This is a genomic window from Mucilaginibacter sp. L3T2-6, assembly GCF_030519355.1.
Taxonomy (GTDB): Bacteria; Bacteroidota; Bacteroidia; order Sphingobacteriales; family Sphingobacteriaceae; genus Mucilaginibacter.
In genome coordinates this window covers 59,652-83,884 of the sequence record NZ_JAUMKC010000026.1, presented here as the reverse complement: position 1 = coordinate 83,884, position 24,233 = coordinate 59,652, and the positions used below count along the sequence as shown (strand labels likewise).

At 44.8% G+C, this 24,233-nt stretch carries 23 protein-coding genes; 13 read left to right on the top strand and 10 right to left on the bottom strand.

What is annotated here, in order from left to right; genetic code table 11:
* A partial coding sequence (locus tag Q3W13_RS22400) for a hypothetical protein (RefSeq protein ID WP_302867803.1) occupies positions 1-193 on the bottom strand: 193 nt, incomplete at its 3' end.
* A gap of 132 nt (positions 194-325) precedes the next feature.
* Here Q3W13_RS22400 and Q3W13_RS22395 point away from each other — a divergent pair.
* Positions 326-1,330, top strand: coding sequence for an aldo/keto reductase (locus Q3W13_RS22395; RefSeq protein ID WP_302867801.1), 1,005 nt, complete (start codon positions 326-328; stop codon positions 1,328-1,330).
* A 159-nt stretch (positions 1,331-1,489) separates the two neighbouring features.
* Complete coding sequence (locus Q3W13_RS22390; protein ID WP_302867799.1) at positions 1,490-1,753, top strand: hypothetical protein; 264 nt, start codon at positions 1,490-1,492, stop codon at positions 1,751-1,753.
* A 279-nt stretch (positions 1,754-2,032) separates the two neighbouring features.
* On the opposite strand, the gene Q3W13_RS22385 is transcribed toward Q3W13_RS22390, so the two are convergent.
* The gene (locus Q3W13_RS22385; RefSeq protein WP_302867798.1) at positions 2,033-2,857 is read right to left on the bottom strand and encodes an alpha/beta fold hydrolase; all 825 of its coding nucleotides are present in this window, start codon (positions 2,855-2,857) and stop codon (positions 2,033-2,035) included.
* Positions 2,858-3,028: 171 nt separating this feature from the next.
* On the opposite strand from Q3W13_RS22385, the gene Q3W13_RS22380 reads away from it, so the two are divergent.
* Entirely contained in the window at positions 3,029-4,327 is a 1,299-nt protein-coding gene (locus tag Q3W13_RS22380) for an MFS transporter (protein ID WP_302867795.1), read from the top strand.
* Positions 4,328-4,452: 125 nt separating this feature from the next.
* Here the strand turns inward: Q3W13_RS22380 and Q3W13_RS22375 are convergent, their stop codons facing one another.
* Complete coding sequence (locus Q3W13_RS22375; protein WP_302867792.1) at positions 4,453-5,118, bottom strand: basic secretory protein-like protein; 666 nt, start codon at positions 5,116-5,118, stop codon at positions 4,453-4,455.
* Between the two features lie 156 nt (positions 5,119-5,274).
* Between Q3W13_RS22375 and Q3W13_RS22370 the strand changes: the two genes are divergently transcribed.
* The 4 genes from Q3W13_RS22370 (at position 5,275) to Q3W13_RS22355 (ending at position 8,845) form a co-directional block, all read left to right on the top strand.
* Positions 5,275-6,339, top strand: coding sequence for a M20 family metallo-hydrolase (locus tag Q3W13_RS22370; RefSeq protein WP_302867791.1), 1,065 nt, complete (start codon positions 5,275-5,277; stop codon positions 6,337-6,339).
* Positions 6,340-6,504: 165 nt separating this feature from the next.
* Positions 6,505-7,839 carry an argininosuccinate lyase gene (gene argH, locus Q3W13_RS22365; RefSeq protein ID WP_302867789.1) on the top strand — a complete coding sequence of 445 codons (1,335 nt, stop codon included), beginning with the start codon at positions 6,505-6,507 and terminating at the stop codon, positions 7,837-7,839.
* 36 nt (positions 7,840-7,875) lie between these two features.
* On the top strand, positions 7,876-8,073 hold the full coding sequence (locus tag Q3W13_RS22360) for a YwbE family protein (RefSeq protein ID WP_302867786.1): 198 nt from the start codon (positions 7,876-7,878) through the stop codon (positions 8,071-8,073).
* A gap of 91 nt (positions 8,074-8,164) precedes the next feature.
* Positions 8,165-8,845 (top strand): DUF1345 domain-containing protein, encoded by a 681-nt coding sequence (locus Q3W13_RS22355; RefSeq protein ID WP_302867760.1) that lies wholly within the window; start codon positions 8,165-8,167, stop codon positions 8,843-8,845.
* Between the two features lie 34 nt (positions 8,846-8,879).
* Here Q3W13_RS22355 and Q3W13_RS22350 read toward each other — a convergent pair whose 3' ends face one another.
* Positions 8,880-9,818, bottom strand: coding sequence for a DUF72 domain-containing protein (locus Q3W13_RS22350; protein WP_302867757.1), 939 nt, complete (start codon positions 9,816-9,818; stop codon positions 8,880-8,882).
* A 143-nt stretch (positions 9,819-9,961) separates the two neighbouring features.
* Entirely contained in the window at positions 9,962-11,584 is a 1,623-nt protein-coding gene (locus Q3W13_RS22345; RefSeq protein WP_302867756.1) for an amidase, read from the bottom strand.
* A gap of 326 nt (positions 11,585-11,910) precedes the next feature.
* Between Q3W13_RS22345 and Q3W13_RS22340 the strand changes: the two genes are divergently transcribed.
* The 4 genes from Q3W13_RS22340 to bla are packed head-to-tail and all read left to right on the top strand — an operon-like array spanning position 11,911 to position 15,196.
* Positions 11,911-12,180 carry an autorepressor SdpR family transcription factor gene (locus Q3W13_RS22340; RefSeq protein ID WP_302867754.1) on the top strand — a complete coding sequence of 90 codons (270 nt, stop codon included), beginning with the start codon at positions 11,911-11,913 and terminating at the stop codon, positions 12,178-12,180.
* 6 nt (positions 12,181-12,186) lie between these two features.
* Positions 12,187-12,855 carry an SdpI family protein gene (locus tag Q3W13_RS22335; RefSeq protein ID WP_302867751.1) on the top strand — a complete coding sequence of 223 codons (669 nt, stop codon included), beginning with the start codon at positions 12,187-12,189 and terminating at the stop codon, positions 12,853-12,855.
* A complete protein-coding gene (locus tag Q3W13_RS22330; RefSeq protein WP_302867748.1) occupies positions 12,852-14,285 on the top strand; it encodes a S9 family peptidase in 1,434 nt (477 codons plus the stop codon). Before Q3W13_RS22335 ends, Q3W13_RS22330 begins: the two co-directional genes overlap by 4 nt.
* Positions 14,286-14,302: 17 nt before the next feature.
* The gene (bla, locus tag Q3W13_RS22325; protein ID WP_302867746.1) at positions 14,303-15,196 is read left to right on the top strand and encodes a class A beta-lactamase, subclass A2; all 894 of its coding nucleotides are present in this window, start codon (positions 14,303-14,305) and stop codon (positions 15,194-15,196) included.
* 13 nt (positions 15,197-15,209) lie between these two features.
* Here bla and Q3W13_RS22320 read toward each other — a convergent pair whose 3' ends face one another.
* The 3 genes from Q3W13_RS22320 to Q3W13_RS22310 all read right to left on the bottom strand — a co-directional run bounded on the left by Q3W13_RS22320 (position 15,210) and on the right by Q3W13_RS22310 (position 18,421).
* Entirely contained in the window at positions 15,210-15,857 is a 648-nt protein-coding gene (locus Q3W13_RS22320) for an ankyrin repeat domain-containing protein (protein ID WP_302867744.1), read from the bottom strand.
* A 202-nt stretch (positions 15,858-16,059) separates the two neighbouring features.
* Positions 16,060-17,031 (bottom strand): DUF1574 family protein, encoded by a 972-nt coding sequence (locus tag Q3W13_RS22315; protein WP_302867742.1) that lies wholly within the window; start codon positions 17,029-17,031, stop codon positions 16,060-16,062.
* A gap of 82 nt (positions 17,032-17,113) precedes the next feature.
* Positions 17,114-18,421, bottom strand: coding sequence for an MBOAT family protein (locus Q3W13_RS22310; RefSeq protein WP_302867739.1), 1,308 nt, complete (start codon positions 18,419-18,421; stop codon positions 17,114-17,116).
* A gap of 342 nt (positions 18,422-18,763) precedes the next feature.
* On the opposite strand from Q3W13_RS22310, the gene Q3W13_RS22305 reads away from it, so the two are divergent.
* Positions 18,764-21,337 carry a DNA translocase FtsK gene (locus tag Q3W13_RS22305; RefSeq protein ID WP_302867738.1) on the top strand — a complete coding sequence of 858 codons (2,574 nt, stop codon included), beginning with the start codon at positions 18,764-18,766 and terminating at the stop codon, positions 21,335-21,337.
* A gap of 130 nt (positions 21,338-21,467) precedes the next feature.
* Positions 21,468-22,148 carry an outer membrane lipoprotein carrier protein LolA gene (locus Q3W13_RS22300; RefSeq protein ID WP_302867736.1) on the top strand — a complete coding sequence of 227 codons (681 nt, stop codon included), beginning with the start codon at positions 21,468-21,470 and terminating at the stop codon, positions 22,146-22,148.
* 164 nt (positions 22,149-22,312) lie between these two features.
* On the opposite strand, the gene Q3W13_RS22295 is transcribed toward Q3W13_RS22300, so the two are convergent.
* Both Q3W13_RS22295 and Q3W13_RS22290 read right to left on the bottom strand, forming a co-directional pair.
* Positions 22,313-22,795 carry a DUF4265 domain-containing protein gene (locus Q3W13_RS22295; protein ID WP_302867734.1) on the bottom strand — a complete coding sequence of 161 codons (483 nt, stop codon included), beginning with the start codon at positions 22,793-22,795 and terminating at the stop codon, positions 22,313-22,315.
* 102 nt (positions 22,796-22,897) lie between these two features.
* Positions 22,898-24,040 (bottom strand): acyltransferase family protein, encoded by a 1,143-nt coding sequence (locus tag Q3W13_RS22290; RefSeq protein WP_302867733.1) that lies wholly within the window; start codon positions 24,038-24,040, stop codon positions 22,898-22,900.
* Positions 24,041-24,233 lie beyond the last annotated feature (193 nt).

Sequence of the window (24,233 nt, the reverse complement as noted above, 5' to 3'; positions counted from 1 at the left end):
GTACAGGAACAGCCAAGGCCGGTACCACAACAGCCGCAGCCTCGTTCTGTACAAGAACAGCCAAGGCCAGTACAGCAGGCACGGCCCGTAACATCGCCCCGGCCAAGAACCTTAGAAACAAAAAAACCAGAGCCTGTAAAACAACAACCAGAGCAAAGGCCGCAGGTTCAGCAATAAAGTCCGCGATATCCATTGAGTAGCCCTAAAAGTTTATATATATTTATTAAAACTTTTAGGGCTTTTGCTTTTTAATATTTTTGTGAAAAGGGACGCACAATTCCGCGACCCGCCTATTGCTATCATCTAAACATCTAATCGTTCTATTATGAAATTCAGGGAACTTGGTAAAACAGGAAAAAAACTTTCCACCATAGGTTTAGGCTGTATGGGCATGAATCATGGTTATGGCACTTTTGATGACAAGGAATCGATAGCCACCCTTAACCTGGCGATAGAGCTGGGCATAAACTTTTGGGATACTGCGGATATATACGCCAACGGAAAAAACGAGGAACTGGTGTCGAAGGTGCTCACGGTCAACCGGGATAAAATATTTATCGCCACCAAGTTCGGTTTCAGGCAACGGCAGGGCAATAGTGCTTACCCGGGCGCGTCTGGTTCTTATGTAGATTGTTCGCCAGCGTATTTAAAGCAGGCATGTGAACAGAGCCTGCGACGCCTGAATATTGAAACCATCGACCTGTATTACGCGCACCGGGTGGACCCGAATGTTCCGATAGAAGAGACAGTTGGCGCAATGGCTGAATTGGTAAAAGAAGGTAAAGTACGTTTCCTCGGTTTGTCAGAAGCTTCAGCAACGTCATTGCGGAAAGCCCACGCCACCCATCCGATAGCAGCCCTGCAAAGTGAGTATTCCCTGCTCACCCGGGACGTTGAAAAAGTAATATTACCAGTGTGTCGTGAGCTTGGCATTTCGCTCGTGCCGTTTAGTCCGCTTTCGCGCGGGTTGATGACCAACACGGTAAAACTTGACGGATTAGGCAGTAATGATTTCAGGAAAACACTGCCGCGTTTCAGCGATGAAAATAAGGAGAACAACGAGCAACTTGCGGCTGCATTTGCCGAACTTGCTGCTCAAAAAAATTGTACCCCTGCGCAATTGGCATTGGCGTGGGTGTTGGCCCAGGGAGAAGATATTATCCCCATTCCCGGTACCAAAAAGACTAAATACCTGCGGGAAAATGCCGGTTCAGTTGATATTGCGCTATCAGGGTCTGATTTGAATGATATACAGGCAGTAATGGATAGATATCCAAATACGGGTTCGCGGTACGCGGAGGGAGCTATGAAGATGGTAGACCGGGATTAAACTCTATCTTTTACTTGCTTTGTGTTCCGAAGTTTGTTTTTACCCGCTAAATCACCTTTCCCGACCCCGTTAAAACACCCCCCGAAAATTGGGTTATAATACCCCCCGCCGAAATTTGTATCGAATTGGCGGGCCGCTTAGCTTTGTTTATATCAAAACATGAGCGCAATAGAAGTAATAGTAAGAGACCAAACGTTCAGGATTATCCGCAACAGCGCAGATAATTATACCTTCAGCGTTTTTAACTATGCAACCTGCCATATCATCGCTAAGAACGACTTTGGTATATGGAAAAGGGTACAGCATCTTTTTGGTACTGAAATTATCCCGATTGACGAGATCGGCAAAATTATAGATAACCAGCTTACACCCTGGCCTGCCACCGAACCGGATACCACGCCGCGTATCAGGCAGGAGGAATGAGCCTGCTGGTATGGTGATATTATCTCCGCTTCGCCGCTACGGCGGGGCCCCCTGATTCAGAATGGATTTACCTGCGAAAGTCCTCTCCAGTGAGAGGGAGCGGATTTCGCATGCAAATATGCTGAGTGTTTGTTTTTGGCCCCTTTCTTAATTGAAAGGGGTTTTTAAACCAGGGGCGCATAAAATGATTAATGAAGCTCGCTGCAATAACCTAAATCCGTTCTTTTTCAACCTAAATCGGAAGGCCTTGCACCAGTTCCCGGCGCAGGCCTTTTTTGCTTAAAATGAGGTACCCGAAAAGAAACTATCAACTTTTTTATTAAAATCATCTGAATGCTCAATTAAGGTCGCATGGCCTGAATGTGGCACTACCCAAAGATATCCCTGCTTAATATTCTGGAAAATTTGGTTGGTGTGCTCAACGGGGATCAGGTCACGGTCGCCGCAGATGATCAATGCAGGACATTGAATTACTTTTAGCGCTGATAGCTTTATATTGGGCTGCAGCCAGTCGAGCATAAATATCTTCCAGTCGTTTTTTTCTTTGGCAGTTGTGCGTGGCTTGTCTTTATCTGCGAGGTACGTTTTGCGCATGTCTTTCCAGGTATCTGGGGTGAGGGCAGTTGAGTCTGGCCAAAGGTTGGCCCCGGTTGACGCAAATTTTATTACTTTTTCAGGGTGGCGCATGGCCATTACTATGGCGTTGATTCCGCCATCGCTCCAGCCGATAACATAGCTTTTTTTAATATGCATAGCATCAAGCAGGGCGGATAAATCATCTGCCATCATTTCGAAGCTTAAAGAATCGCGGGTGTCAGTTGATTTGCCATGTGCACGGCTGTCAACGGCAATCACTTTATATTTTTTGGCGAAATAGGGTATGGTTTTGCTGAATGCCGAAATGCTGCCGCCATTGCCGTGGGTTAACAACACAGGCTGCCCTTGACCATAAACTTCACAGTACATTTTTATGCCGCGGATATCGTAATATTTACCGGCGGCGGGATTATTACCGTAGGGGATTTTGGGTGATTGGTTTTTTTTCTGGGCATAGCCGGACAGAAATGCGCATAACAGCGTTGTCAGGATCGTTAATTTTTTCATTTTGGTATATTTTGCAGAGACACAACACTCGTGCCTCTTGTAAATTTCTATCTCTTGGGAACTTTCAGGTGACACAGGCATTATCCGAGACACAAGTGTTTCGTCTCAACGGGTTAAATATTCCCATACCCTGCAATAAATATATATCTTTAAACGCACTTAATAAACTATATGGAAAACAAAGCTATCAGTGCTCCCCAAACTACCGCCGAAAGGGTAAAATCAATCATCGGCGGCTCATTGGGCAACCTGGTTGAGTGGTACGACTGGTATGCTTACACTGCATTCACGCTCTATTTTTCGGGCGCTTTTTTTCCGAAAGAGAATCAGACAGTACAGCTATTAAATACAGCCGGAATCTTTGCTATCGGCTTTTTAATGCGGCCTATCGGCGGCTGGCTGATGGGAACCTACGCCGACCGGAAAGGCCGTAAAGCGGCGCTCACGTTTTCGGTATTGCTGATGAGCGTTGGCTCGCTGATCATCGCCATTTCGCCGGGTTACGGGAAAATCGGCGTTGCCGCCCCTTTGCTGCTGGTTTTCGCCCGCATAATACAAGGTATCAGCGTAGGCGGCGAGTATGGTACCAGCGCAACCTATCTCAGCGAAATGGCCACCAAAAAGCACCGCGGTTTTTATTCCAGCTTTCAATATGTAACGCTGATAATGGGGCAGCTCCTGGCCCTGGGCGTACTGGTATTATTGCAACAAGTATTTCTTTCGGACAAGCAGCTGCATGAGTGGGGCTGGCGTATTCCGTTCTTTATAGGCGCTGTGCTGGCTGTTACGGTAATGTATTTAAGGCGGAGTTTGCAAGAGTCTGTTGATATTAATGAGAATGCAGCCGATCGGGCTAAGCGCGGTACTTTCAAAGCTTTGGCTGCACATCCGAAGGCGGTAATGATTGTTATAGGACTGACGGTTGGCGGGACCGTGGCTTTTTATACGTTTACTACCTATATGCAGAAGTTCCTGGTGAACACGTCGGGCTTTTCAAAAAGTACTGCAACGCTTATTTCCACCCTAACGCTGGTGGTGTTTATGTTGCTGCAGCCGGTATTGGGTTTGCTTTCGGATAAAATCGGCCGCAAGCCTATCCTGATAGGTTTCGGTATTTTGGGAACGATAACTACTGTACCCATCTTAACAATGCTTGAGCACACTAAGGATGTTTGGGTAGCATTTGCCCTGATTATGTGTGCTTTGGTCATAGTGAGCGGTTACACCTCGATCAATGCAGTTGTAAAAGCGGAGCTTTTTCCTGCTAATGTAAGGGCGTTGGGTGTCGGGTTTCCTTACGCTATCGCCGTTTCTATTTTTGGCGGTACGGCAGAATATATTGCGCTGTGGTTTAAAGATGACAACCATGCACAATGGTTTTACTGGTACGTAACCATTTGCATTATATTGTCGCTGATATTGTACTGTACCATGAACGATACAAGGAAGCATTCGAAAATTGAAGACTGAAGATTGAACCGGGATTACGGGGATTAAGGATTTTTCGGACCCTGATTAAATGAAAAAGCGGCTGTTGAAACGCAGCCGCCATTGGTTTTAGTTTTCAATCGCCAATCCGCACGTTAACCCCTACATCAAATAGCTGGATTCGCGGCATATTCCTTCCACAGTTCGTCAACCGTTTTGCCTGTTAGTTGCTTCCATGCATTATCGGTATAAGTATGCTTTCGCAGCTGGCTATCCAGTTCTTTTACTATGCCGGGCTTTTTCTTTTCCTCAATCCAGTATAAAAACCTTGCCGTTACGCGATACGCATTATCATAGTTTTGGGTCGGCTTAAATTCAGGCAGGCTCCATTTGGCGGCTGTATTATTAACGCCAAATTTGTTACGGGCGTAATCGGCAATACCTTCGGTAAGCCAGCCTGGTCCCACGCTTTCGCCATAATCCTGTACAATGTGCATCACCTCGTGGGTTACCACATCAATATCTTCCGGACGCTTATGCAGCCAGCTTGATGCAATGGTTACTTTACCATCTGCCGTGGCTGCAACGCCTTTATAAGCCGTGTCAACAGCCATCGTAACTTCTTTCAACGTTCCTGGATTGTATTCAGCCGCCAATTGCGGGTACACGGTGAAAAAAGTTTTTACTAAACGGGTCAGCTCAGCGGTATCAAGTGTGGCATCGTTATTGGTTAAGGTGAGTTTGTAACCGCCCTTTACATAAACTTTTTCGTTTTTTGCATCGGCTATGGTTATTGCCGACAGCAGCACTATGGATAGCAATATTTTTTTCATCAAAAAGATTTATTTTAAACCGCAATAATAGGTATTTATGAAGGTATCCGCTTGTAAAAATATCGTAACCGTAAGGTTAAATAATTATCATTCTGGCCGAGCGATGCGAAATGTTAACATCTCCTGTTCAAAAAACGCTAATTTTGTCCTGCATTTATGACGGATACAAAAACACTACACGAGCAAGCGGTAAACCTGCTGCAGCAATTAATAGCCATCCCCTCATTCAGCAAGGAAGAAAACCATACTGCCGATTTAATTGAGCACTTTTTGCAGGAAAAGGGTGTACAAACCTACCGCAAAATGAACAATATATGGGCCTGGAATAAACATTTCGACGAATCCAAGCCCACGATTTTATTAAACTCGCACCACGATACGGTAAAACCCAATTCCGGGTACACGCGCGACCCGTTTGAGGCGAAAATTGAGGACGGCAAGTTATATGGTTTGGGCAGTAATGATGCCGGCGGATGCCTGGTGTCGCTGATAAACGTATTCCTTTACTTTTACGACCGGAAAAACCTGAAATATAACCTTTGCCTGGCTACTACGGCAGAGGAAGAAATATCAGGTGTTAATGGTTTGGAGTTGATTATTCCTGAGCTTGGTCAACTTGATTTTGGTATAGTTGGAGAACCAACACTGATGCAGCTGGCTATTGCTGAGCGTGGACTGATGGTGCTGGATTGTGTGGCACATGGTAAAGCTGGTCATGCCGCGCGCGAAGAAGGCGAAAATGCGATATACAAAGCTATTAAAGATATAGAGTGGTTTCGCACGTACCGCTTCCCTGAAGAATCGGAAGTGTTCGGGCCGATAAAAATGTCAGTTACCATTATTAACGCCGGTTCGCAGCACAATGTGGTGCCGGCAAGCTGCGCATTTACGGTTGACGTTCGTGTGACCGATGCTTATCGCAACGAAGAAGTGCTTGAAATTATCCGTCAGCATGTAAGTTGTGATGTAAAACCACGTTCTATCCGCCTTAAGCCGTCAAAAATCGATAAGCAGCACCCAATAGTGCAAGCCGGGATAACATTAGGAAGAACTACCTATGGTTCGCCTACCACTTCAGACCAGTCGCTATTGGATATTCCATCTCTTAAGATTGGTCCGGGTGATTCTGCAAGGTCGCATACGGCAGATGAATTTGTGTATGTGGATGAGATAAGGGAAGGGATTGAGTTGTATATACAAATGCTGGAAAGAATTAATTAATAAACTTTGCGAGCGAGGGACGAGCGCGGCAACCGCGTTGCTTTGCACATTGAAGCGATAAGTCGCGAACAAGCATAATCCACAATGCATAGCGATGAGATTGCTTCGTTCCTCAGCAATGACAAGGTGAATTGATTGTATAGATATAAATCCCATATTTGCAACATGGCAAAAATTTGGCAGAAATCAGTTACTGTTAACGAGTTGGTTGAGAACTTTACAGTTGGTAAAGACCGGGAATTCGATTTGGAGATGGCTGCGTTTGATGTACTTGGCTCCCTCGCCCATACCCAGATGCTCGAAAGTATCGGTTTGATGAGTGCTGAAGATTTGAAGTCGGTCCAGAAGGAGCTTAAAAACATCTATAAAGATATACAGGACGATAACTTTATTATCCAACCCGAAGTAGAAGACGTTCACTCACAAGTGGAGCTGTTGCTTACCCAACGCATTGGCGATGCCGGCAAAAAAATACACAGCGGCCGCTCACGCAATGACCAGGTACTGGTGGATTTAAAACTATTCTTCCGCCATCAGTTGCGGGAAGTTGTTACAGAAACTGAAAAACTTTTCCACCTGCTGATTGAATTGAGCGAAAAGCATAAAGATGTATTGCTGCCAGGCTATACCCATTTGCAGGTGGCTATGCCTTCATCATTCGGTCTGTGGTTCGGCGCTTATGCCGAGAGTTTGGCCGATGATTTGGAGCTGGTATTAGCCGCATATAAAATTACCAATAAAAACCCGCTGGGTTCTGCAGCGGGTTATGGCTCGTCGTTTCCGCTTAACCGTATCCTTACCACAAAATTATTGGGCTTTGATAGCCTTAATTATAATGTGGTTTATGCGCAAATGGGCCGCGGAAAAACGGAACGGATAATCGCCCAGGCATTATCAGCAATCGCGGCAACGCTTGCTAAAATGGCGATGGACCAGGCGATGTACTTGAGCCAGAACTTTGCCTTTATAAGCTATCCGGATACGCTCACGACCGGCAGCAGCATTATGCCGCACAAAAAGAACCCCGACGTTTGGGAAATAATGCGCGGCAAATGCAACCGCCTGCAAGCCCTGCCAACAGACGTAGCTATGATGACAACCAACCTGCCGTCCGGTTATCACCGGGAACTGCAGCTGCTGAAAGAATTACTGTTCCCGGCCTTTACTGATATAAAAGAGTGCCTGCACATGGCAACGTTTATGCTGCAAAATATAACCGTAAATACTGACATCCTGAACGACCCTAAATATGCCTATCTATTCAGCGTGGATGAGGTCAACCGAATGGTCTTGAAGGGTATGCCATTCCGCGATGCTTATAAGCAAGTTGGGTTGGCTATCGAGCAAGGGCATTTTAATCCTGAAAGGCAGGTAAACCATACTCACGAAGGCAGCATAGGTAATTTAATGAACGCTGAAATAACTGCTACATTTAATAAATTGTTGGGTAATTTTGATTTTGAAAAGACAGACCAGGCAATCAGTCAGTTGATCTCCTGATTATTCAATCCTAACAATCAGTCAAATCAAAAAACTATGAACGGACAAAACCGGAACGATATATACCCTGGTTTGGAAGTGGATATCATCCTCAAAAAGGACCAGCGTTCCGGCAGGCGCACCCGGGGAGTCGTTAAAGATTTACTAACCAGCTCCGCCTATCATTCCCGTGGAATAAAGGTGAGGCTGGAAGACGGACAGGTTGGCCGTGTTATAGAAATTTATGAAGACTGATTTGTTTATTAAAACTTCATAACTTAGGCAGTCGTTTGATTTTGGACTTTCTTTCATTATTCTCTTCGGAGCACGTAATATGGCTAAGTTTATGAACCCCAAGAAACACCTGATCTTCCGGCTTGATGCACATTATAAAATGTTTATTGCGCTGGGAATAAGTGTTATAGCTTTTCTCCTTTTTAGGGATTTGTCTTCTCTGCCTGCTGTTATATTGACGGTTTGGATCGCTTTTGCCTCGAGCCTGATCGTGCTCGACTGGATCGTTATCCTTTGGGCTCATCCGCGTGAGATCCGTAAAATAGCCAGGCTGGAAGATTCGAGCCGGTCTATATTATTTCTTATCGTTATCAGCGCATCGGTGATGAGTTTAGGGGCGATATTGTACTTGTTGATATCTTCAAAAGGCGGGTCAAAGACTGAAATTTCCTCGCATGTTGTACTTGCGATGTCGGCAGTTGTAATCTCCTGGTGGTTAGTGCATACCATATATACTTTACGCTACGGGCATTTATACTATTCAACCAACCCGGATGATGATAAAAAGAAGCCGATGGGCGGCCTGCTGTTTCCTGAAGAAAATGAACCCGATTATCTTGACTTTGTCTATTTTTCCTTCGTACTCGGCATGACGTTCCAGGTTTCCGACGTTCAAATATCGTCACGCATGATTCGCCGAATAGCCTGGGGACATGGCTTAATCGCATTTGCCTTTAATACCGCCATTGTTGCATTAAGCATTAACGTGATATCGGGGCTAATTTCCCAATAAGATTTACAGACCAGGACTATCATATAATGCAATTCTACAAAGCGAGCGATGTTTGTGACATATCCATTGGCGCGTCGCGGTCGATAAACGTGGGCCGTAACAATTCTAAACCTAATCTTTTATTCAGTTTTTCGACCACATAATCTGATAATTCCGGCGAATAACGTTCATCGTGCTGGTGCATGAAGAACCAAACCGATTGCAGCCCCATTTCCTTCCAACGGGCTATACGTTCAACCCAGTCGTCGCAGCGCTGATAGTCGGTAGGGTGGAGGCTGTTGCCTACAAAGCGGATAAATGCGTGAGGGGTCGGCAGCTCCATATGCACTACATCGCGGCGGCCGCTGGCATCGGTAATTACAGAGCCAATATTCAGCTCATGCAGCATATTGAACAATGCTGCCCGTGTTTCAGGCACCGAATACCATTCTTTATGCCTCATTTCCAAAAATACAGGGACATCTTTGGGCAGGCTTTCTAAATAAATTTTCAGGTCCGGCAGGCTTTTAGGCGAATAATTATCCGCCAGTTGCAAAAACATGGGCCCCAGTTTTTCGCCAAAAGCCATTACGCCTTTATAATACTCAGTAGTTATCTCATCGGCATTTTTTAGGCGGCGGATATGACTAATGCTTTGTGAAAATTTAGGGCAAAACTTAAAGTTGGGATTCCCGGCCGTCTTTTCCTTCCATTTTGCGATAATTTCCGGCGGGTAAACATTGTAGAAAGTGGCATTAAGCTCAATGCTGTCAAAATGCTTAACGTATTCATCTAAAAAATTAGCCTCTTTAGTTTTGGGCGGATAGATCTTTCCGAGCCACTCTTTGCGGCCCCACTTGGCGCAGCCTACATGCACCTGCAAAGGCTGACCGTTTTTAGCAGCCGCTAAAGTTTGTTTGGTAAGTTCAGTATCAGGAGGAAGCGTAAAATCCACTTCCATTAATTCACTATCGGTTACGCGTCCAAATTCCATAGTAGCTTATAGTTGATGGTTCATAGTTAATGGCCGAAACGAGTCGTTGGCCAGTGGTAAAAGTAGCGAAATACTTGATATCAGCTTAAGAAAGTTAGTCGACAAGCGTATTTAACTCAATCAACCTATTCAACTTGATCAACTCACTCCACGACCTGCTTAAACTCCGGCTTCACCCTTTTCTTGCTGGCTTGTTCATAAGCATAGGCTAACTTAATAACATCACCTTCTCTGTAGGCTGTGCTAACGAATGAAATTCCTGCGGGCAAACCATGTGCATAACCCATCGGAACGGTAACATGCGGATAGCCAGCCATTGCTGCGGGGCCCGAAAATCCATAGCCATTATCGTAGTCGCCGTTGATTAAGTCGATACAAACTGCAAACCCGTTGGTGGGTGCTACGATGGCATCAAGCTTGTTATCTTTCAGCAGACCATCAATAGCATTGCGGGTGATGGTGGTAGTAGCCTTTACAGCATCAAGATATTCTTTAGCATCAAGCCCGCCTTTTTTTTCGGCGAGTTCCAGGGTTTCCTGCTTAAAGAACGGCATAGCTTTGGCTTCGTTTGCTTTATTAAAGGCAATTACGTCCGCCAGCGATTTCATTTTCGAGTTCGCGTCAGCCAGATATTTATTTACGCCGTCTTTAAACTCGTATAACAGCACTGTAAATTCATTCTTGCCGGCCTCCTTCAGTTGTTTATAAAGTTCAACCTCGACGATTGTTGCGCCTTTTGCTTTCAATAAATCAATAGCCTGCTGAAAAATGGCATCCATGGCCGGGCTAACTTTTAAGCCGTCTTTTTCGACGCCGATACGTTTTCCTCTCAATCCATCCGCATCTAAAAATTTAGTGTAGTCGGTTTCAGCTTTGCCCTTGCTGGCCAGTGTATAAGCATCCCGGGGATCTTCACCTGCTAACGCGCCCAAAAGGATGGCTGCATCTCTTACAGTGCGCGCCATTGGACCGGCAGTATCCTGTGTTTTTGAAATAGGGATGATGCCGGAGCGGCTCCACAGTCCAACCGTCGGCTTTATGCCCACTAAACCGTTAACTGAAGATGGAGATACAATAGAACCATCAGTTTCCGTACCGATACCAATGGCGCATAAATTGGCCGATACCGCAGATCCTGTGCCGGAGCTTGAGCCACTGGGATTGCGATCTAATACGTAGGGGCATTTGGTTTGTCCGCCGCGGCTGCTCCAGGCACTGGTGGAATGTGTGCTGCGGAAGTTAGCCCATTCGCTTAAATTGGTCTTGCCCAGCAATACCGCGCCGGCTTCCCTTAATTTATGAGCTATGAAGGCATCCTGTTTGGCGAAATTATCAGCTATCGCCAGGGCCCCGGCTGTAGTGCGCATGTTATCGCCGGTGCTGATATTGTCTTTTATCAAAACCGGGATACCATGCAGCGGCCCGCGAACCTTCCCAGCGGCACGTTCCTTATCCATAGCATCGGCCATGTTCAGGGCATCTTTATTTACCTCAATAACGGCATTAAGCTTTGGCCCGTTCTTATCAATTTCTTCAATGCGTTTAAGATACATTTCGGTGATGGAACGCGACGTGTATTCCTTGCTTTTCATTTTCTCCTGTAAGGCATCAATCGTTACTTCGTTAAGGGCAAAGTCGTCCGGTTTTTCCCTGGATGAATCAGCGGTGGTTGAATCTTTTGATGATGGGGTACATGAGGCGGCGCCAAGCGTAGCCAGTGTTAAACCAGCCACTGAGCCGGTCTTCAGGAAATTTCTGCGTTGCATGATAGCGTTTTGATTGGTAGCTACAAGTAACGAAATTTTAAAGAAATTAAGGTATGGCAGAAAAAAAAATAATGGGGCATCTGTTTAGAGCAGGCCGGCAACCCGGAATGTCCAGACGCATTCAGGTCTTAAAAATGTCCGGGAATCGGTTTTAACGTTATTACGGTCGCTTCCAACTATGAGCGTTAACCGCGTTAATGATTGATTTCAAAGCTTCCGCGATCCATGCAACCAGCATAACCATTTCGTTCCGGCATTTCTTATAAATTATTTCAATCTGTAACAAAGTATTTAGACATTTGTCTAAATATATAAATTCGCAAAAAGTGCATAACCTGTTCAAAGCATTAAATGATGGCACCCGCCGGGAGATATTGGAATTGCTAAAGGAGAATGATCTTACCGCCGGCGAAATTGCCGACCAGTTCAACATCTCCAAGCCAAGCATCTCGCACCACCTTGATTTATTGAGGCAGGCCGGGCTGGTAGTATCAGTTAAAGAAGGACAGTTCATTTACTATTCGCTCAATACTACCGTAATGGACGATATGCTTAAATGGATAATCAGCTTACAAACACCTAAAAATCAAAAATAGATCAGGATGAAAAAATTCAGTTATATGGATGCAACCGCGCTGGTTGTATGGTTGCTGCCCATAATTTATTTATACAGCATTTACAGTTCGTTGCCAGAAATTGTGCCGGTGCATTATGGAATTGGCGGTAAGGTTGATCGCTACGGTAATAAGAGCGAGCTGATCATGCTAACGGGCATCATGCTTTTTGTGGGCGCACTAGTTTACCTGTTGCTTAAATTCCTGCCCGCCATCGACCCTAAGAACAAAGTTAAATATGGCGAAGAAACTTTTCGAAAGATTGCCTTTGGTGTTATGTTATTTCTGTCGGCGCTGAATGTAGCTATCCTTTATGTAACTGTGCACCGTAACTTGCCGATAGATAAGATCATATTGCCTATAGCAGGATTGCTGTTCACCTTCATGGGCAACATGATGAATAACATCAAGCCCAATTATTTTGCAGGCGTGCGTACACCATGGACACTGGAAAGCGAAGATACCTGGCGCGCAACCCATCGTTTGGCAGCTAAACTCTGGTTTGCCGGAGGGCTGGTGATAACAGCAGCTACCTTAGTACTTCCATCAGCATCAGCAACTGTAGTGTTTATAGCGGGGTTAATGGCATTAACGCTCATTCCTGTTATTTATTCATATGTTTATTTTAAAAACCATCAGCCTGAAAAGAAGTCATGAAAAAATTACTTGTCTGCTCAATGATACTTGCCGCTCTTAACAGTGCCGCCGCTCAGGATATCACCGGAAGCTGGCTTGGAACCATCCCCGCCGGCGGGGCAAACCTTCGTTTGGTGTTTAATATTTCGAAAAGCGAAGCGGGCTATTCAGCAACGTTCGATAGTCCTGATCAAAAGGCATTCGGTATAGGATGCAGTAAAACAATACTGACCAAAGACAGCCTGTATATTGAAATCGCAGCTATAGGCGGCTCATACAACGGCGTATGGAATGGCAAGGATGCCATAAATGGGATTTACAAGCAGGGCGGCGGACAAATACCGCTCGATTTGCGACGCATCAGCGCTGAAGAAAAAGCAGGACTGTCCAAAACTCCTGATCGTCCGCAGACGCCAAAACCGCCATTTAATTATTTTACCCAGGATGTGGAATATGATAATGCTGATAAAAGCGTGCATTACGGCGCAACTTTCAGCCGGCCAAACGGTGACGGTAAATACCCGGCAGTAATTATTATAAGCGGCAGCGGTACGCAGGATAGGGACGGCACCATTTTCGGCCATAAAATATATTGGGTACTGGCTGACTACCTTACCAAAAACGGTATTGCTGTTTTAAGGGTAGATGACCGGGGCGCCGGTAAAAGCACACTTGGGCCTGATATTAAGAATGCCACAAGCCTTACTTTTTCGTATGATGTGGAAGCAAGCCTTAATTATTTGGAAACCAGGCCTGACATAGATAAAAAGCATCTTGGATTAATAGGGCACAGCGAAGGCGGTATGATAGCGCCAATGGTGGCGGCAAGGCGTAAAGACGTGAGCTTTATTGTAATGTGGGGTGCATCGGTAACCGGGGGGGCACAGATCAACACAGAGCAAAATGCCCATGCGCTGAAAAATGCAGGTGTGGATGAAACGGCCATACAGGCCTTTTCAGATTTAAATATGCAGATTTTGAGTTTATTCTCTTCATCGGCCACCGTTGAGGCGCTTGATGCTAAAATCCCCACGGTTTTTGCCGCGTGGAAAAGCAAGCAAACGCCCGCAACGCTCACAGTGTTGCATGCCGATAAGGCGTCCGATCAGGATATCATCAACCAATACAACCGCCTGTACAATATGCCCTGGATGCGTTACTTTATAACTTATAACCCCGTTAACGATCTTAGCAAGGTAAAATGCCCTGTATTGGCCATTAACGGCGGAAAAGATACCCAGGTTGATGCAGCTTCGAACTTAAAAGTGATACAGGAAACCATTGTTAAAAACGGTAACAAAAATGTAGAAGTGAAAATCTTGCCCGGTCTTAACCATTTGCTTCAAACCGCAAAAACAGGCGATGTTTCGGAATATGAGCAGTTAAGCGAGAGCGTATCTCCAGAAGCGATGAAAATAATTGCTGACTGGATTAAAATTCATACGAAATAATTGCGTTAATATTGCGTATGAAAAAAAATGCCATCTCTGTTATTTTATCACTGATCTTTTTCTTCCCTTTTATAGTTAATGCACAGCAAAATCCACTACGCCAGCAGATTGCTGATATTATAAAGCCGGCAAGAGGCATTGTGGGTGTTTCGATCCTTGGGGTGGAAACCCGCGACACCCTTTCGGTTAACGGAGATGCCCGGCTGGTACTCCATAGCGTGATGAAGTTTCCTATTGCACTGACGGTATTGCACCTGGTTGATTCAGGCGTACTGAAGCTTGACGAGAAAATCCACTTTAAAAAACGCGATATGGCAACCAAGTTGTACAGCCCGCTGCGCGATAAATTTCCAAAGGGAGATGTTGACGTAACGATTGCCGATCTGTTAAGCTATATGATCTCACAAAGCGATAACGTAGCCTGCGATATGTTGCTAAAAAAGATAGACGGACCTAAAACCGTTCAGAATTTTATGTTGCGTAACGGCATCCGCGGAATTGCGGTGAGGACTTCTGAGCAGGAGATGGCATCTTCATGGGAACTGCAGTACACCAACTGGGCTAAGCCTAAAGAAATAACCGTTTTACTTGATAAGTTTTATAAAGGCGGTTTGCTTTCGAAAAACAGCACTGATTTTTTATATAAAATAATGGTTGAAACCACTACCGGCCCAAAGCGTCTTAAAGGTTTGCTGCCTGCGGAGATGGTGGTTGCTCATAAAACCGGCACATCGCCAACTAATAGCGCCGGTTTATCACCGGCTACAAATGATGTTGGCATTATCACCCTGCCAAACGGCAAGCACCTGGCTATTGCGGTATTTGTATGTAATTCAACAGATAAAGAGGATGTTCGTGAAGGAGTGATCGCGAAAATTGCGAAGGCAGCGGTGGATTTTTACGGTAAATGATACGCCCGGAATGTTAATCCAACGCCTCGGCAATCTCTGCAAATCCTTTTTCGCGCGCCAGATCGGCCGGAAGTTTGCCGCCCTCCATGCGTGAGTTTACATCGGCGCCATGTTCCAGCAAAAGTATCAGCAAATCGATATTACCATTTTGCGCGGCTGAATGAAGCGCCGTGGCGCCGGCCTGTTGTTTTACATTAACCAAAGCATTATTTTCTATCAGCATGCGGGCAATCTGTGTATAGTTACCTGCTGCGGCGGAGTGCAGCGGGTAAACCCGGAAGCCGTTATTGGACGGCAAATTCACATCGGCGCCTTTTAAAACCAGGTATTGTGCAATTTCATAATGGCCAAAATAACAGGCCAGGCCAAGTGGCGTAAAGCCGTCTTCCGCGTAGAAATTAATCGCGTCCGGATGGGCGTACACAAGGTTAGCTACCACATCGAACCGGCCGGCGGCAGATGCTTCAAAAAGGTTTATTTCGTCGAGGTATTTTAAAATGACAGAGGTAACATCCGGCTTTTTATAATAGCAGGACAACATCAGCGGCGAGACCTGGTGACTGGTACGGACTTTTGCCAGTGAAGGGTTTTCACTAAGCAAGGCATCGAGCCCCTCAAGATCGCCGGTTGTTATAAATTGTTCCAGTTTCTCAACACTCATCAGGCGTATTAACAGTAGGTAAGGGTGATATTAATGGTAAATATAACACTTAAAGGCCTTTTTTCCTATTAAGTAATAATTTCTTATGCTGCAATCCTTTTCGAAAAATAAAAATGACAACGTGTACGTGGGAGACATAAGATTTCGCCATCCGGCCGCACTTTTTTCAAGATGAAAAATAGCAGGTATACAACAGGCCGTTTTAAATATTTGCCTTTACATTTTGGGCAATAAGTTGTGAGAATTCCGTTGAGCCTTCAGCGTTCAAATGGAAATAATCTGCAAATTTTTCAGGGTGTCCGTTAAAGCGCGGATCTTTTGAGTAGTCCAAAAAAGTAACGTTTTTATAACGGCCGGTTATTTCTTCAATAAGGCGCCGTTCCAGCACCTTGTTGTCAAGATAAAAGGCATTTTTAAGGATAGTCGGGGATATTACAACCAGCGTTTTGATATTGTACCTGGCTGTGTTATCAAGAAATTGTTTAAAGTAGGCGACAGCCTTATCCTCTGCCACCTCTGCTTTCTGATGTACTGAATTTGCCCGGGCTAACATTCGTTTTAAGTAATCATCTGTCTCCGCTTTGGTTAAGCTGTTTTGAAGGGGCAAATAACCGTTCTCATCTTTAGAAACTGATTTTGCGAGCAAAGTGTTGCACGCCATCACGAATGCGGAAGAATTAAAAGGATAGGTTTTAGAGATTAATTTATCTGGCTCATAGGGGCTCACTTCTTTTACATATTTTATTAACTGCTCGTGTTCGGCGCAATAGGGCAGTAAAATGGATAGCCGTTCGTATTTCACACGGTCTATTCCAAGCTCCCGGGGACTGATATCCAGTATGATCATTTTTGGAATGTGCCGGGCAAGCGATACCTCCTGCACCGCCGCCGCATAAGGTATCATCAGTCCATCCCTTCCGGAATTGTAACAACTTAAACCCGATACTTTCGATATAATGTAAGGAGAATAATGACGTGCCGCCCGCGAACTGCCGAAAATCAAAATATCCTGTTTAGCGCTGTCGAGCGCGTAAGTGGTCTGGCTATACTGGCCTACGCGCTGGCTGAAATATATTTTCTTCAGAGCCAGGCCGGCAAGGCGGTCGGCCGCAAATAAAATGACACTGAATGCAGCTAATCGTACAAAAAAGCGGATCACAGGTTTGTTCTTCATTTATACAAAAACTTAAACTTTTTAACCGGATTATGAATCGTTTCTTCCTTACTTTCCGGCTTTACCGGCTTTCCGGATTCCATTAAAACTGGAAATAAATAAATTGACCACCATTAAATACGCCAAAGGCCACTATCCATAATATGGTAAAAGCCAGCGTTCCCCATCTGACGACGATATTGGGCGAACTGAAGAAATTAAACTTGCCGGGATAATACTCCAGCTTATACTCCAGCATAAACAGCAATATGATAGCCAGTATACATTGCGCAAAATTATTAAGCCCGTCGCCAATAAAAGGAGCCGCTCCGAAGCTTCTTAAGTTTCGCACCAGCGTAAATGCGTCGTGTAAAGACGCAGCCCGAAAGAATATCCAGGCAAAAGTTACGAGGCAAACGGTAACGGCTATTCCGCTCAGGTTCAACAGCTTTGCTGTAAATTTATTTTTGGCAGCCGGCAGATAAGGCTTCAAGGCTACATAGCCTACACAATACAAGCCATGCAGCGCTCCCCAGATTATGTAAGTATAATTTGCCCCATGCCAAATTCCGCTCACGAGGAACACAATGAAAAGGTTTAAATAACGGCGGCCTGTGCCGGCCTTGCTCCCCCCGAGCGGAACATACAGGTAGTCGCGAAACCAGGTGGAAAGTGATATGTGCCATCTGCGCCAGAAGTCCTGTATGTTGGAGGCGAAGTAAGGGCGATGAAAATTGGTCATCAGATCGAAGCCCATAGTACGTGCGCAGCCGATGGCAATATCGGTATATCCTGAAAAATCACAGTATATCTGTATAGCAAAGAAGAAAGCGGCGATAACGATTGTTGTGCCATTATGAATATCCGGGTTACCGAAAACGGAGCTGACGAATATGGAAAGCCTGTCGGCAACTACCAGTTTTTTAAAGAACCCCCACAACATTAATTTTAATCCGGATTGCATCAGGCTTAAATCGAATTGATGCTTTTCGCGGAATTGGTGCAAAACGTTTTGAGGCCTTTCAATAGGCCCGGCTACAAGTTGCGGGTAAAACATTACGTACAGGCTGTAGATACCGAAGTGGCGCTCGGCCTTCTGATTGCCACGGTACACTTCTATGGTATAGCTCATAGCCTGGAAAGTGTGGAATGACAGGCCGATGGGTAACAATATCCTCAAATATGGTATAGGATTGTGGTAATTAAATTTTTGCAAAAGAAACCCGAAGTTCAGGTTTAAAAAATTGAAATATTTAAATATTACCAATATGCCGATGTTGGTAGCGAGGCTAAGGCCGAGTAGTATTTTGCGCTTCCGCGGGTGATGTTCATTTTCTATATATATTGCTGATATATAATCAATTACGATAGTTAAACCCAGGATTAATATATAAATAGGCACAAAAGCCATGTAAAAATAACAGCTTGCTGCGAGCAATATAAGCCACCGGATTTTGTGGGGAACAAGAAAATACAAGGTTGTTACAACAATGTAAAAGATTACAAATTCGATAGAGTTAAATAACATAATTGTATTAAGGTGTTAGCTTGACCCGTTGGGCCGTTGCCTGCATCTTAATAAGATTCAAATTCGTTGCCACAGTTGTTTATAAACTAATTTTTGATATTTGTAACAGGAATGTTGCAGATTAAGACCGGGCGGGGTTATTAACCCGTTGTTAATAAATAGCCGCTTTAGGCGAGCCTTATTATCTATTAACTTTATATTTGCAAAACAGAAGGGTTATACAGGATGCCGGCAAAAGCAAATTCGTTTAAAGCAAATACTTTCAAGCAAGATAATCAGCCGCGTCAGGCGCCGAAGGCTGAACGCGAGCGCCCGGTAAAGCAAAGTACCGCAAACCGCATGCCCTCATACGTGCTGAATGGGAAGGCAATAAAGATAGCGGGTCTGTTTTTATTATTGTTGTCGGTTTATTTTGCGGTGGCATTTACTTCCTACCTGTTTACGTGGCAAGAAGACCAAAGCTATGTATCGCCTACCAACGGCGGCTGGCATAACTTGTTCCGCACGACACAGGAACTAATGGAAAACCATGTGAAAAGCCCCGTTGTAGATAACTGGGCGGGTAAGCTTGGCGCGCTGCTCTCGAACCAATTTATTTACGAATGGTTTGGCATTGCTTCTTTTGTATTTGTGTTTATGTTTTTTGTGCTTGGTTTCCGCATGTTGTATAAGGTGCGGCTGGTATCATTAACCAAGACATTGGCTTACGGCTTTTTCTCACTGGTCTTTATTTCTGTTTCGATAGGGTTTTTTCATGCATTTTTATCAGATACGCCGAACTATGTTGAGGGTGGCTTTGGCTATTACACCAATCAACTGCTTGATGCGCAGATCGGCCGTACAGGAACGGGAGCTATCCTCGTCTTCCTGTCGCTTACAATACTGATCATTGTTTATAATATCGATTTTAAAATACCGCAGCGAAAGCCCAAAACAGTTGACAGCACCCCTGTTGGTGATATTGTACCGGAGCCTGTCGACCTGGAGCCTGAAGAGATTTCAGTGCCTGTAGAATGGCAGGGCGGGCGGTCAAACAGAATAAAGGAAGGTGTCAGCAATACTGAAAAATTGGTAAACGCTGAGCCGGTTAAGGAACAGGCATTTGTTCAGAACCCCGTCTTCCACGAGCCTTTAGTTTTGGTTCCGGAGCCCGGCGGTGAAGGGGATGCAGAAGATAACGACATTCCGCTGACCGTTACCAATGAAAGGCCCACGCCGGTAACCAACATTGAGAAAAGCGATGATGACAAGGCGAAAAGCCTGGTGGAGCAATTTGGCACCTATGACCATAAGCTTGACCTGGCGTCGTACAAATACCCGCCATTGGATTTGCTGGAAAACTATGGTTCAAACAAGATAAATGTAAACGCCGATGAACTGGAGGCTAATAAAAACAAGATTGTTGAAACGCTGAACCATTATAACATCGAGATCGATAAGATTAAGGCTACCATCGGGCCGACGGTTACTTTATATGAAATAATACCGGCGCCTGGAGTACGGATATCCAAAATTAAAAACCTGGAGGATGATATTGCCTTGAGTCTTGCCGCTTTGGGCATCCGTATAATCGCACCGATGCCGGGTAAAGGAACCATCGGTATAGAGGTGCCCAACCAGCATCCCGAGATGGTATCCATGCGTTCGGTATTATCCACCGAAAAATACCAGAACACGACGATGGATTTGCCGATAGCCCTAGGAAAAACCATTAGCAACGAAGTGTTTATTGCCGATTTAGCCAAGATGCCGCACTTGCTGGTTGCCGGTGCAACCGGTCAGGGTAAATCGGTAGGTATTAATGCCTTATTGGTTTCGCTGCTTTATAAGAAGCACCCGGCTGAACTGAAATTTGTGTTGGTCGATCCCAAAAAGGTAGAGTTAACTTTGTTCCGCAAGATAGAACGCCACTTTTTGGCCAAGCTGCCTGATGAGGCGGATGCTATTATCACCGATACAAAGAAAGTGGTGAATACGCTTAACTCGCTGTGTATAGAGATGGATGCGCGTTACGACCTGTTGAAAGATGCACAGGTTCGTAACCTGAAGGAGTACAATGATAAGTATGTAAACCGTAAAATAAGTAATCCAGAAATGCACCGGTACCTGCCATTTATTGTGCTGGTAATTGACGAGTTTGCGGATTTAATGATGACGGCCGGCAAAGAGGTGGAAGTGCCGATAGCACGTATTGCGCAGCTGGCCCGTGCTGTGGGTATTCACCTGGTGATTGCAACACAGCGGCCGTCGGTAAATATTATTACCGGTAGTATAAAAGCTAACTTCCCATCAAGACTCGCATTCAGGGTGCTGTCTAAAATCGACTCGCGCACTATTCTTGATAGCGGCGGCGCTGACCAGCTTATCGGCCGTGGCGACATGCTGCTCTCCACCGGCAGCGATCTGATCCGCCTGCAATGTGCCTTTGTGGATACACATGAGGTGGAGCGGATAGCTGATTACATAGGTAACCAGCGCGGCTACCCATCGGCACTGTTGCTGCCTGAGTATGTAGGCGAAGGGGAAGCAAGCAGCAGCACCAAGGAGTACGATCCGGACAACCGCGATCCGATGTTCGAGGAAGCGGCGAGACTGATTGTATTGCATCAGCAAGGATCTACATCGCTTATTCAACGTAAAATGAAACTGGGCTATAACCGAGCAGGCCGTATTATCGATCAACTGGAAGCGGCCGGTATAGTTGGTCCGTTTGAAGGCAGCAAGGCCCGCGATGTACTATACCCTGATGAATACAGCCTTGAGCGCCACCTGGAGGCTCTTCAAAAAGGAGAGGGTTAAACCTTTGTAATAAATTACAATCATACATTTGCGTGATTTGATAAACTGCCGGGCAGCGTTATTTTTGCCGGCTGAAACAAATTTTTAAAAACGCGCTCTAATAATAAAATGGGGTTGCCCTGAATATAAGATGAAAAAGTTATTTCTGTTATCCATACTATTGATATTTGTTACCGGTTACACGTTTGCTCAAAAGGATGCTGATGCGAAAGCTATCTTAAACAAGGTTAGCGCCAAATATAAATCATATGATGTGGTGAAGACCGACTTTACTTTCACCCTCGACAATCCGCAGGCCGGCGTAAAAGAAACCCAAACCGGTACGCTGATAGCTAAATCAAAACAAAATAAATTTAAAGTGAGCCTATATGGCGCTGATGCGGCCACAAAAAACGCAGCGCAGCAGGAAATCATCAGCGATGGTAAAACACAGTGGACTTATCTGAAAAAAGACAACGAGGTTCAGGTAAATAATGTCGACTTGAGCGGAGAGGGTTTAAATCCGGCGAAGATATTCACCATTTACGAGAAAGGCTACAAATACCTTTACACCGGCCAGAAAAAAATAGGCGGTAAAATTTACCAGGAAATTGATTTAAGCCCTGAAAACGACAAAAAAGGTTTCTTTAAGGTGCGGCTTGAAATTGATAAAGCAAAAAGCCAGATATACAGTGCCTTGATTTTCGACAAAAATGGCAGCCGTTATACTTATACCATCAAAAGCTTTACGCCAAATGTGCCGGTAACTGATGCAACTTTTAGCTTCGATACCAAAGCCCATAAAGGTGTTGAGGTTGTTGATTTGAGGTAAGGATAAAGGCTGGTGATTTAGAGATAGGCTTGGCTATTTGTCATTTCTGTAAGGGGGAACGACGCAGCAAACTCTCCGAAGAATATATGTTATTGACTTGCGGACCGTTGCATCGGTGAGGTTTGGTTCGTTCGGCCCAATGACAAAGTTTTAAGGTATAGTTATCAAAAGCCTAATTCCATATCTTTATACCTATGCCCTCTTGCCAAACAAGTTTCAGCGTAGCCAATCACTTCATCCTGCTCCATTAATTCCAGGCGTTCCTTTATTGGCAGGTAGTCCATATCAGCCGGTATTTCAATAGCCAGATAATTTCCATTTATTCCTTCGCAGGGACAGCCAAGCCCGGTAAAAAGGTTGTAAACTGTCTGCAGTTCCAGTTCATCATCGGTTATGATGACATGTATGGTTGAGTTGCCAGAATGTTCAATAGTTTCTTTGTAAATGAGCATTCCTTCGTCTTCGTCGAATTGCGCCAGCACTGTATCGCCCGAGGCCAGCACCGGCACATAAAACGGTATATTAGCTATCTTATAGTAACCTTTTTCCGCGTCGGCGATCTTTGCCCACATAGTTTCTACAGTATGCTCTTCCAATATATCACTGTAAAATCTAAAAAGTATTTTAACTAAATTGTCTTCAGACATGATTGTATATATATCGCCAAAGATACCAAAGAAAAAGCTCTGATAACCGGGGTTATCAAAGCTTTAATTCAGAAGGATTTTACGCACTCCGAAAACTTAGTTTCAGACCCTTAAGTAAATTTTGTTTTTGTCCAGAATCTTGCCGAAACACCAGCAAACCAGCATGTAGCAGATAGCAAAAAGTAATGAGCCGATAGCTCCTGGTGCAATAACCTGGAATACCACGTCGTTGATCCATCCGTAAAAAGTGCTTTTAGATGTAACAGGTATTAAGTACAAGCAAACTACAAACAACTCTGAAAACAGGTAAACAGGCAGCGGATTTTTGCCGACTGTAGTAAAAAATGCTGTCCAGTTGGCTTTATTCCACTCACGTATTTCAACGATATATATCAATACCGAAATTATCATCAAATCAAGGCCGACGGTAAGCAGGGTGAATGGACTCGTCCACAGCTTTTTGGAGATGGGGAAGGTCATATTCCAGCAAAGCGCAATGAAAAGAAACAATCCGCCCCACATCATTAGCTTGGCGATAGTTTCGTAACGCTTGCCTTTTTCCTGTATGTAACGCCCGGCAAAATAGCCGCATACAACGTTCACAATAGATGGCAGAGTACTTAAAAATCCTTCGGGGTCAAAAGCTACGCCTTCACCGTGATAAAGGTGATCATCGCCCAATAAATATTTATCAAGATAGGTGCCGGCATTAGTAAGCATGCCATAAGGGTTATTATGATCGCCGAAGATGAGCAACAATGCCCAATAACCAAACAGCAGACAAATGCTGATGATGACTATAGTTGCGGTTGATTTAATAAAATACACCATCAGCGATGCGAACATATAACAGAGTGCTATACGCTGCAAAACGCCTAAAATACGTGTATGGCTGATAGGCGACAACGCGAAGTGCCAGCCCTGCTTATCATGTAAAAAGAACGGGAACCACGACATCAGGTATCCGAATAAGAATATCAGTGCTGTACGTTTAACGATCTTCCAGACTACCGCTCCGTTACTTTGACCCGCAAATTTTTTCATCGAAAAACTCATGGCATTACCCACTGCAAACAGGAACGAAGGAAAAACCAGGTCGGTAGGGGTAAAACCGAACCATGCGGCATGCTCGAGCGGGGCAAAAGGCGCAGCACCGCTGCCGGGCGTGTTCACAATTATCATAAAACAGATGGTCATTCCTCGAAAAACGTCGAGCGATAGAAAGCGATTGGGGCTTTGGTCCATGGTTTAATACAAGCGGTTAAGTTTAAATTGGATAATTTGAGGTACAATATAGTCCGAAAGTCCGGAAAGTCGGTAAAGTCCGGAAGAAATTTTTTTGTTACACGATGACGGCAAGAATAAGGGATATTACCCTATAAAGAAAAGCCTTGTCAACGCATTTATGCAGACAAAGCTTTTGGGTTATGAATTGGCG

Excerpts from the sequence above, each read along its gene's own strand:
- Q3W13_RS22345 (WP_302867756.1), bottom strand. The coding sequence starts at position 11,584 with ATGCAACGCAGAAATTTCCTGAAGACCGGCTCAGTGGCTGGTTTAACA.
- Q3W13_RS22385 (WP_302867798.1), bottom strand. The coding sequence starts at position 2,857 with ATGAAAAAATTAACGATCCTGACAACGCTGTTATGCGCATTTCTGTCC.
- Q3W13_RS22360 (WP_302867786.1), top strand. The coding sequence starts at position 7,876 with ATGAACGGACAAAACCGGAACGATATATACCCTGGTTTGGAAGTGGAT.
- Q3W13_RS22315 (WP_302867742.1), bottom strand. The coding sequence starts at position 17,031 with ATGAAGAACAAACCTGTGATCCGCTTTTTTGTACGATTAGCTGCATTC.
- Q3W13_RS22335 (WP_302867751.1), top strand. The coding sequence starts at position 12,187 with ATGAAAAAATTCAGTTATATGGATGCAACCGCGCTGGTTGTATGGTTG.
- Q3W13_RS22390 (WP_302867799.1), top strand. The coding sequence starts at position 1,490 with ATGAGCGCAATAGAAGTAATAGTAAGAGACCAAACGTTCAGGATTATC.
- Q3W13_RS22310 (WP_302867739.1), bottom strand. The coding sequence starts at position 18,421 with ATGGCTTTTGTGCCTATTTATATATTAATCCTGGGTTTAACTATCGTA.
- Q3W13_RS22300 (WP_302867736.1), top strand. The coding sequence starts at position 21,468 with ATGAAAAAGTTATTTCTGTTATCCATACTATTGATATTTGTTACCGGT.
- Q3W13_RS22320 (WP_302867744.1), bottom strand. The coding sequence starts at position 15,857 with ATGAGTGTTGAGAAACTGGAACAATTTATAACAACCGGCGATCTTGAG.
- argH (WP_302867789.1), top strand. The coding sequence starts at position 6,505 with ATGGCAAAAATTTGGCAGAAATCAGTTACTGTTAACGAGTTGGTTGAG.
- Q3W13_RS22290 (WP_302867733.1), bottom strand. The coding sequence starts at position 24,040 with ATGGACCAAAGCCCCAATCGCTTTCTATCGCTCGACGTTTTTCGAGGA.
- Q3W13_RS22380 (WP_302867795.1), top strand. The coding sequence starts at position 3,029 with ATGGAAAACAAAGCTATCAGTGCTCCCCAAACTACCGCCGAAAGGGTA.
- Q3W13_RS22375 (WP_302867792.1), bottom strand. The coding sequence starts at position 5,118 with ATGAAAAAAATATTGCTATCCATAGTGCTGCTGTCGGCAATAACCATA.
- Q3W13_RS22350 (WP_302867757.1), bottom strand. The coding sequence starts at position 9,818 with ATGGAATTTGGACGCGTAACCGATAGTGAATTAATGGAAGTGGATTTT.
- bla (WP_302867746.1), top strand. The coding sequence starts at position 14,303 with ATGAAAAAAAATGCCATCTCTGTTATTTTATCACTGATCTTTTTCTTC.
- Q3W13_RS22395 (WP_302867801.1), top strand. The coding sequence starts at position 326 with ATGAAATTCAGGGAACTTGGTAAAACAGGAAAAAAACTTTCCACCATA.
- Q3W13_RS22305 (WP_302867738.1), top strand. The coding sequence starts at position 18,764 with ATGCCGGCAAAAGCAAATTCGTTTAAAGCAAATACTTTCAAGCAAGAT.
- Q3W13_RS22355 (WP_302867760.1), top strand. The coding sequence starts at position 8,165 with ATGAACCCCAAGAAACACCTGATCTTCCGGCTTGATGCACATTATAAA.
- Q3W13_RS22295 (WP_302867734.1), bottom strand. The coding sequence starts at position 22,795 with ATGTCTGAAGACAATTTAGTTAAAATACTTTTTAGATTTTACAGTGAT.
- Q3W13_RS22330 (WP_302867748.1), top strand. The coding sequence starts at position 12,852 with ATGAAAAAATTACTTGTCTGCTCAATGATACTTGCCGCTCTTAACAGT.
- Q3W13_RS22370 (WP_302867791.1), top strand. The coding sequence starts at position 5,275 with ATGACGGATACAAAAACACTACACGAGCAAGCGGTAAACCTGCTGCAG.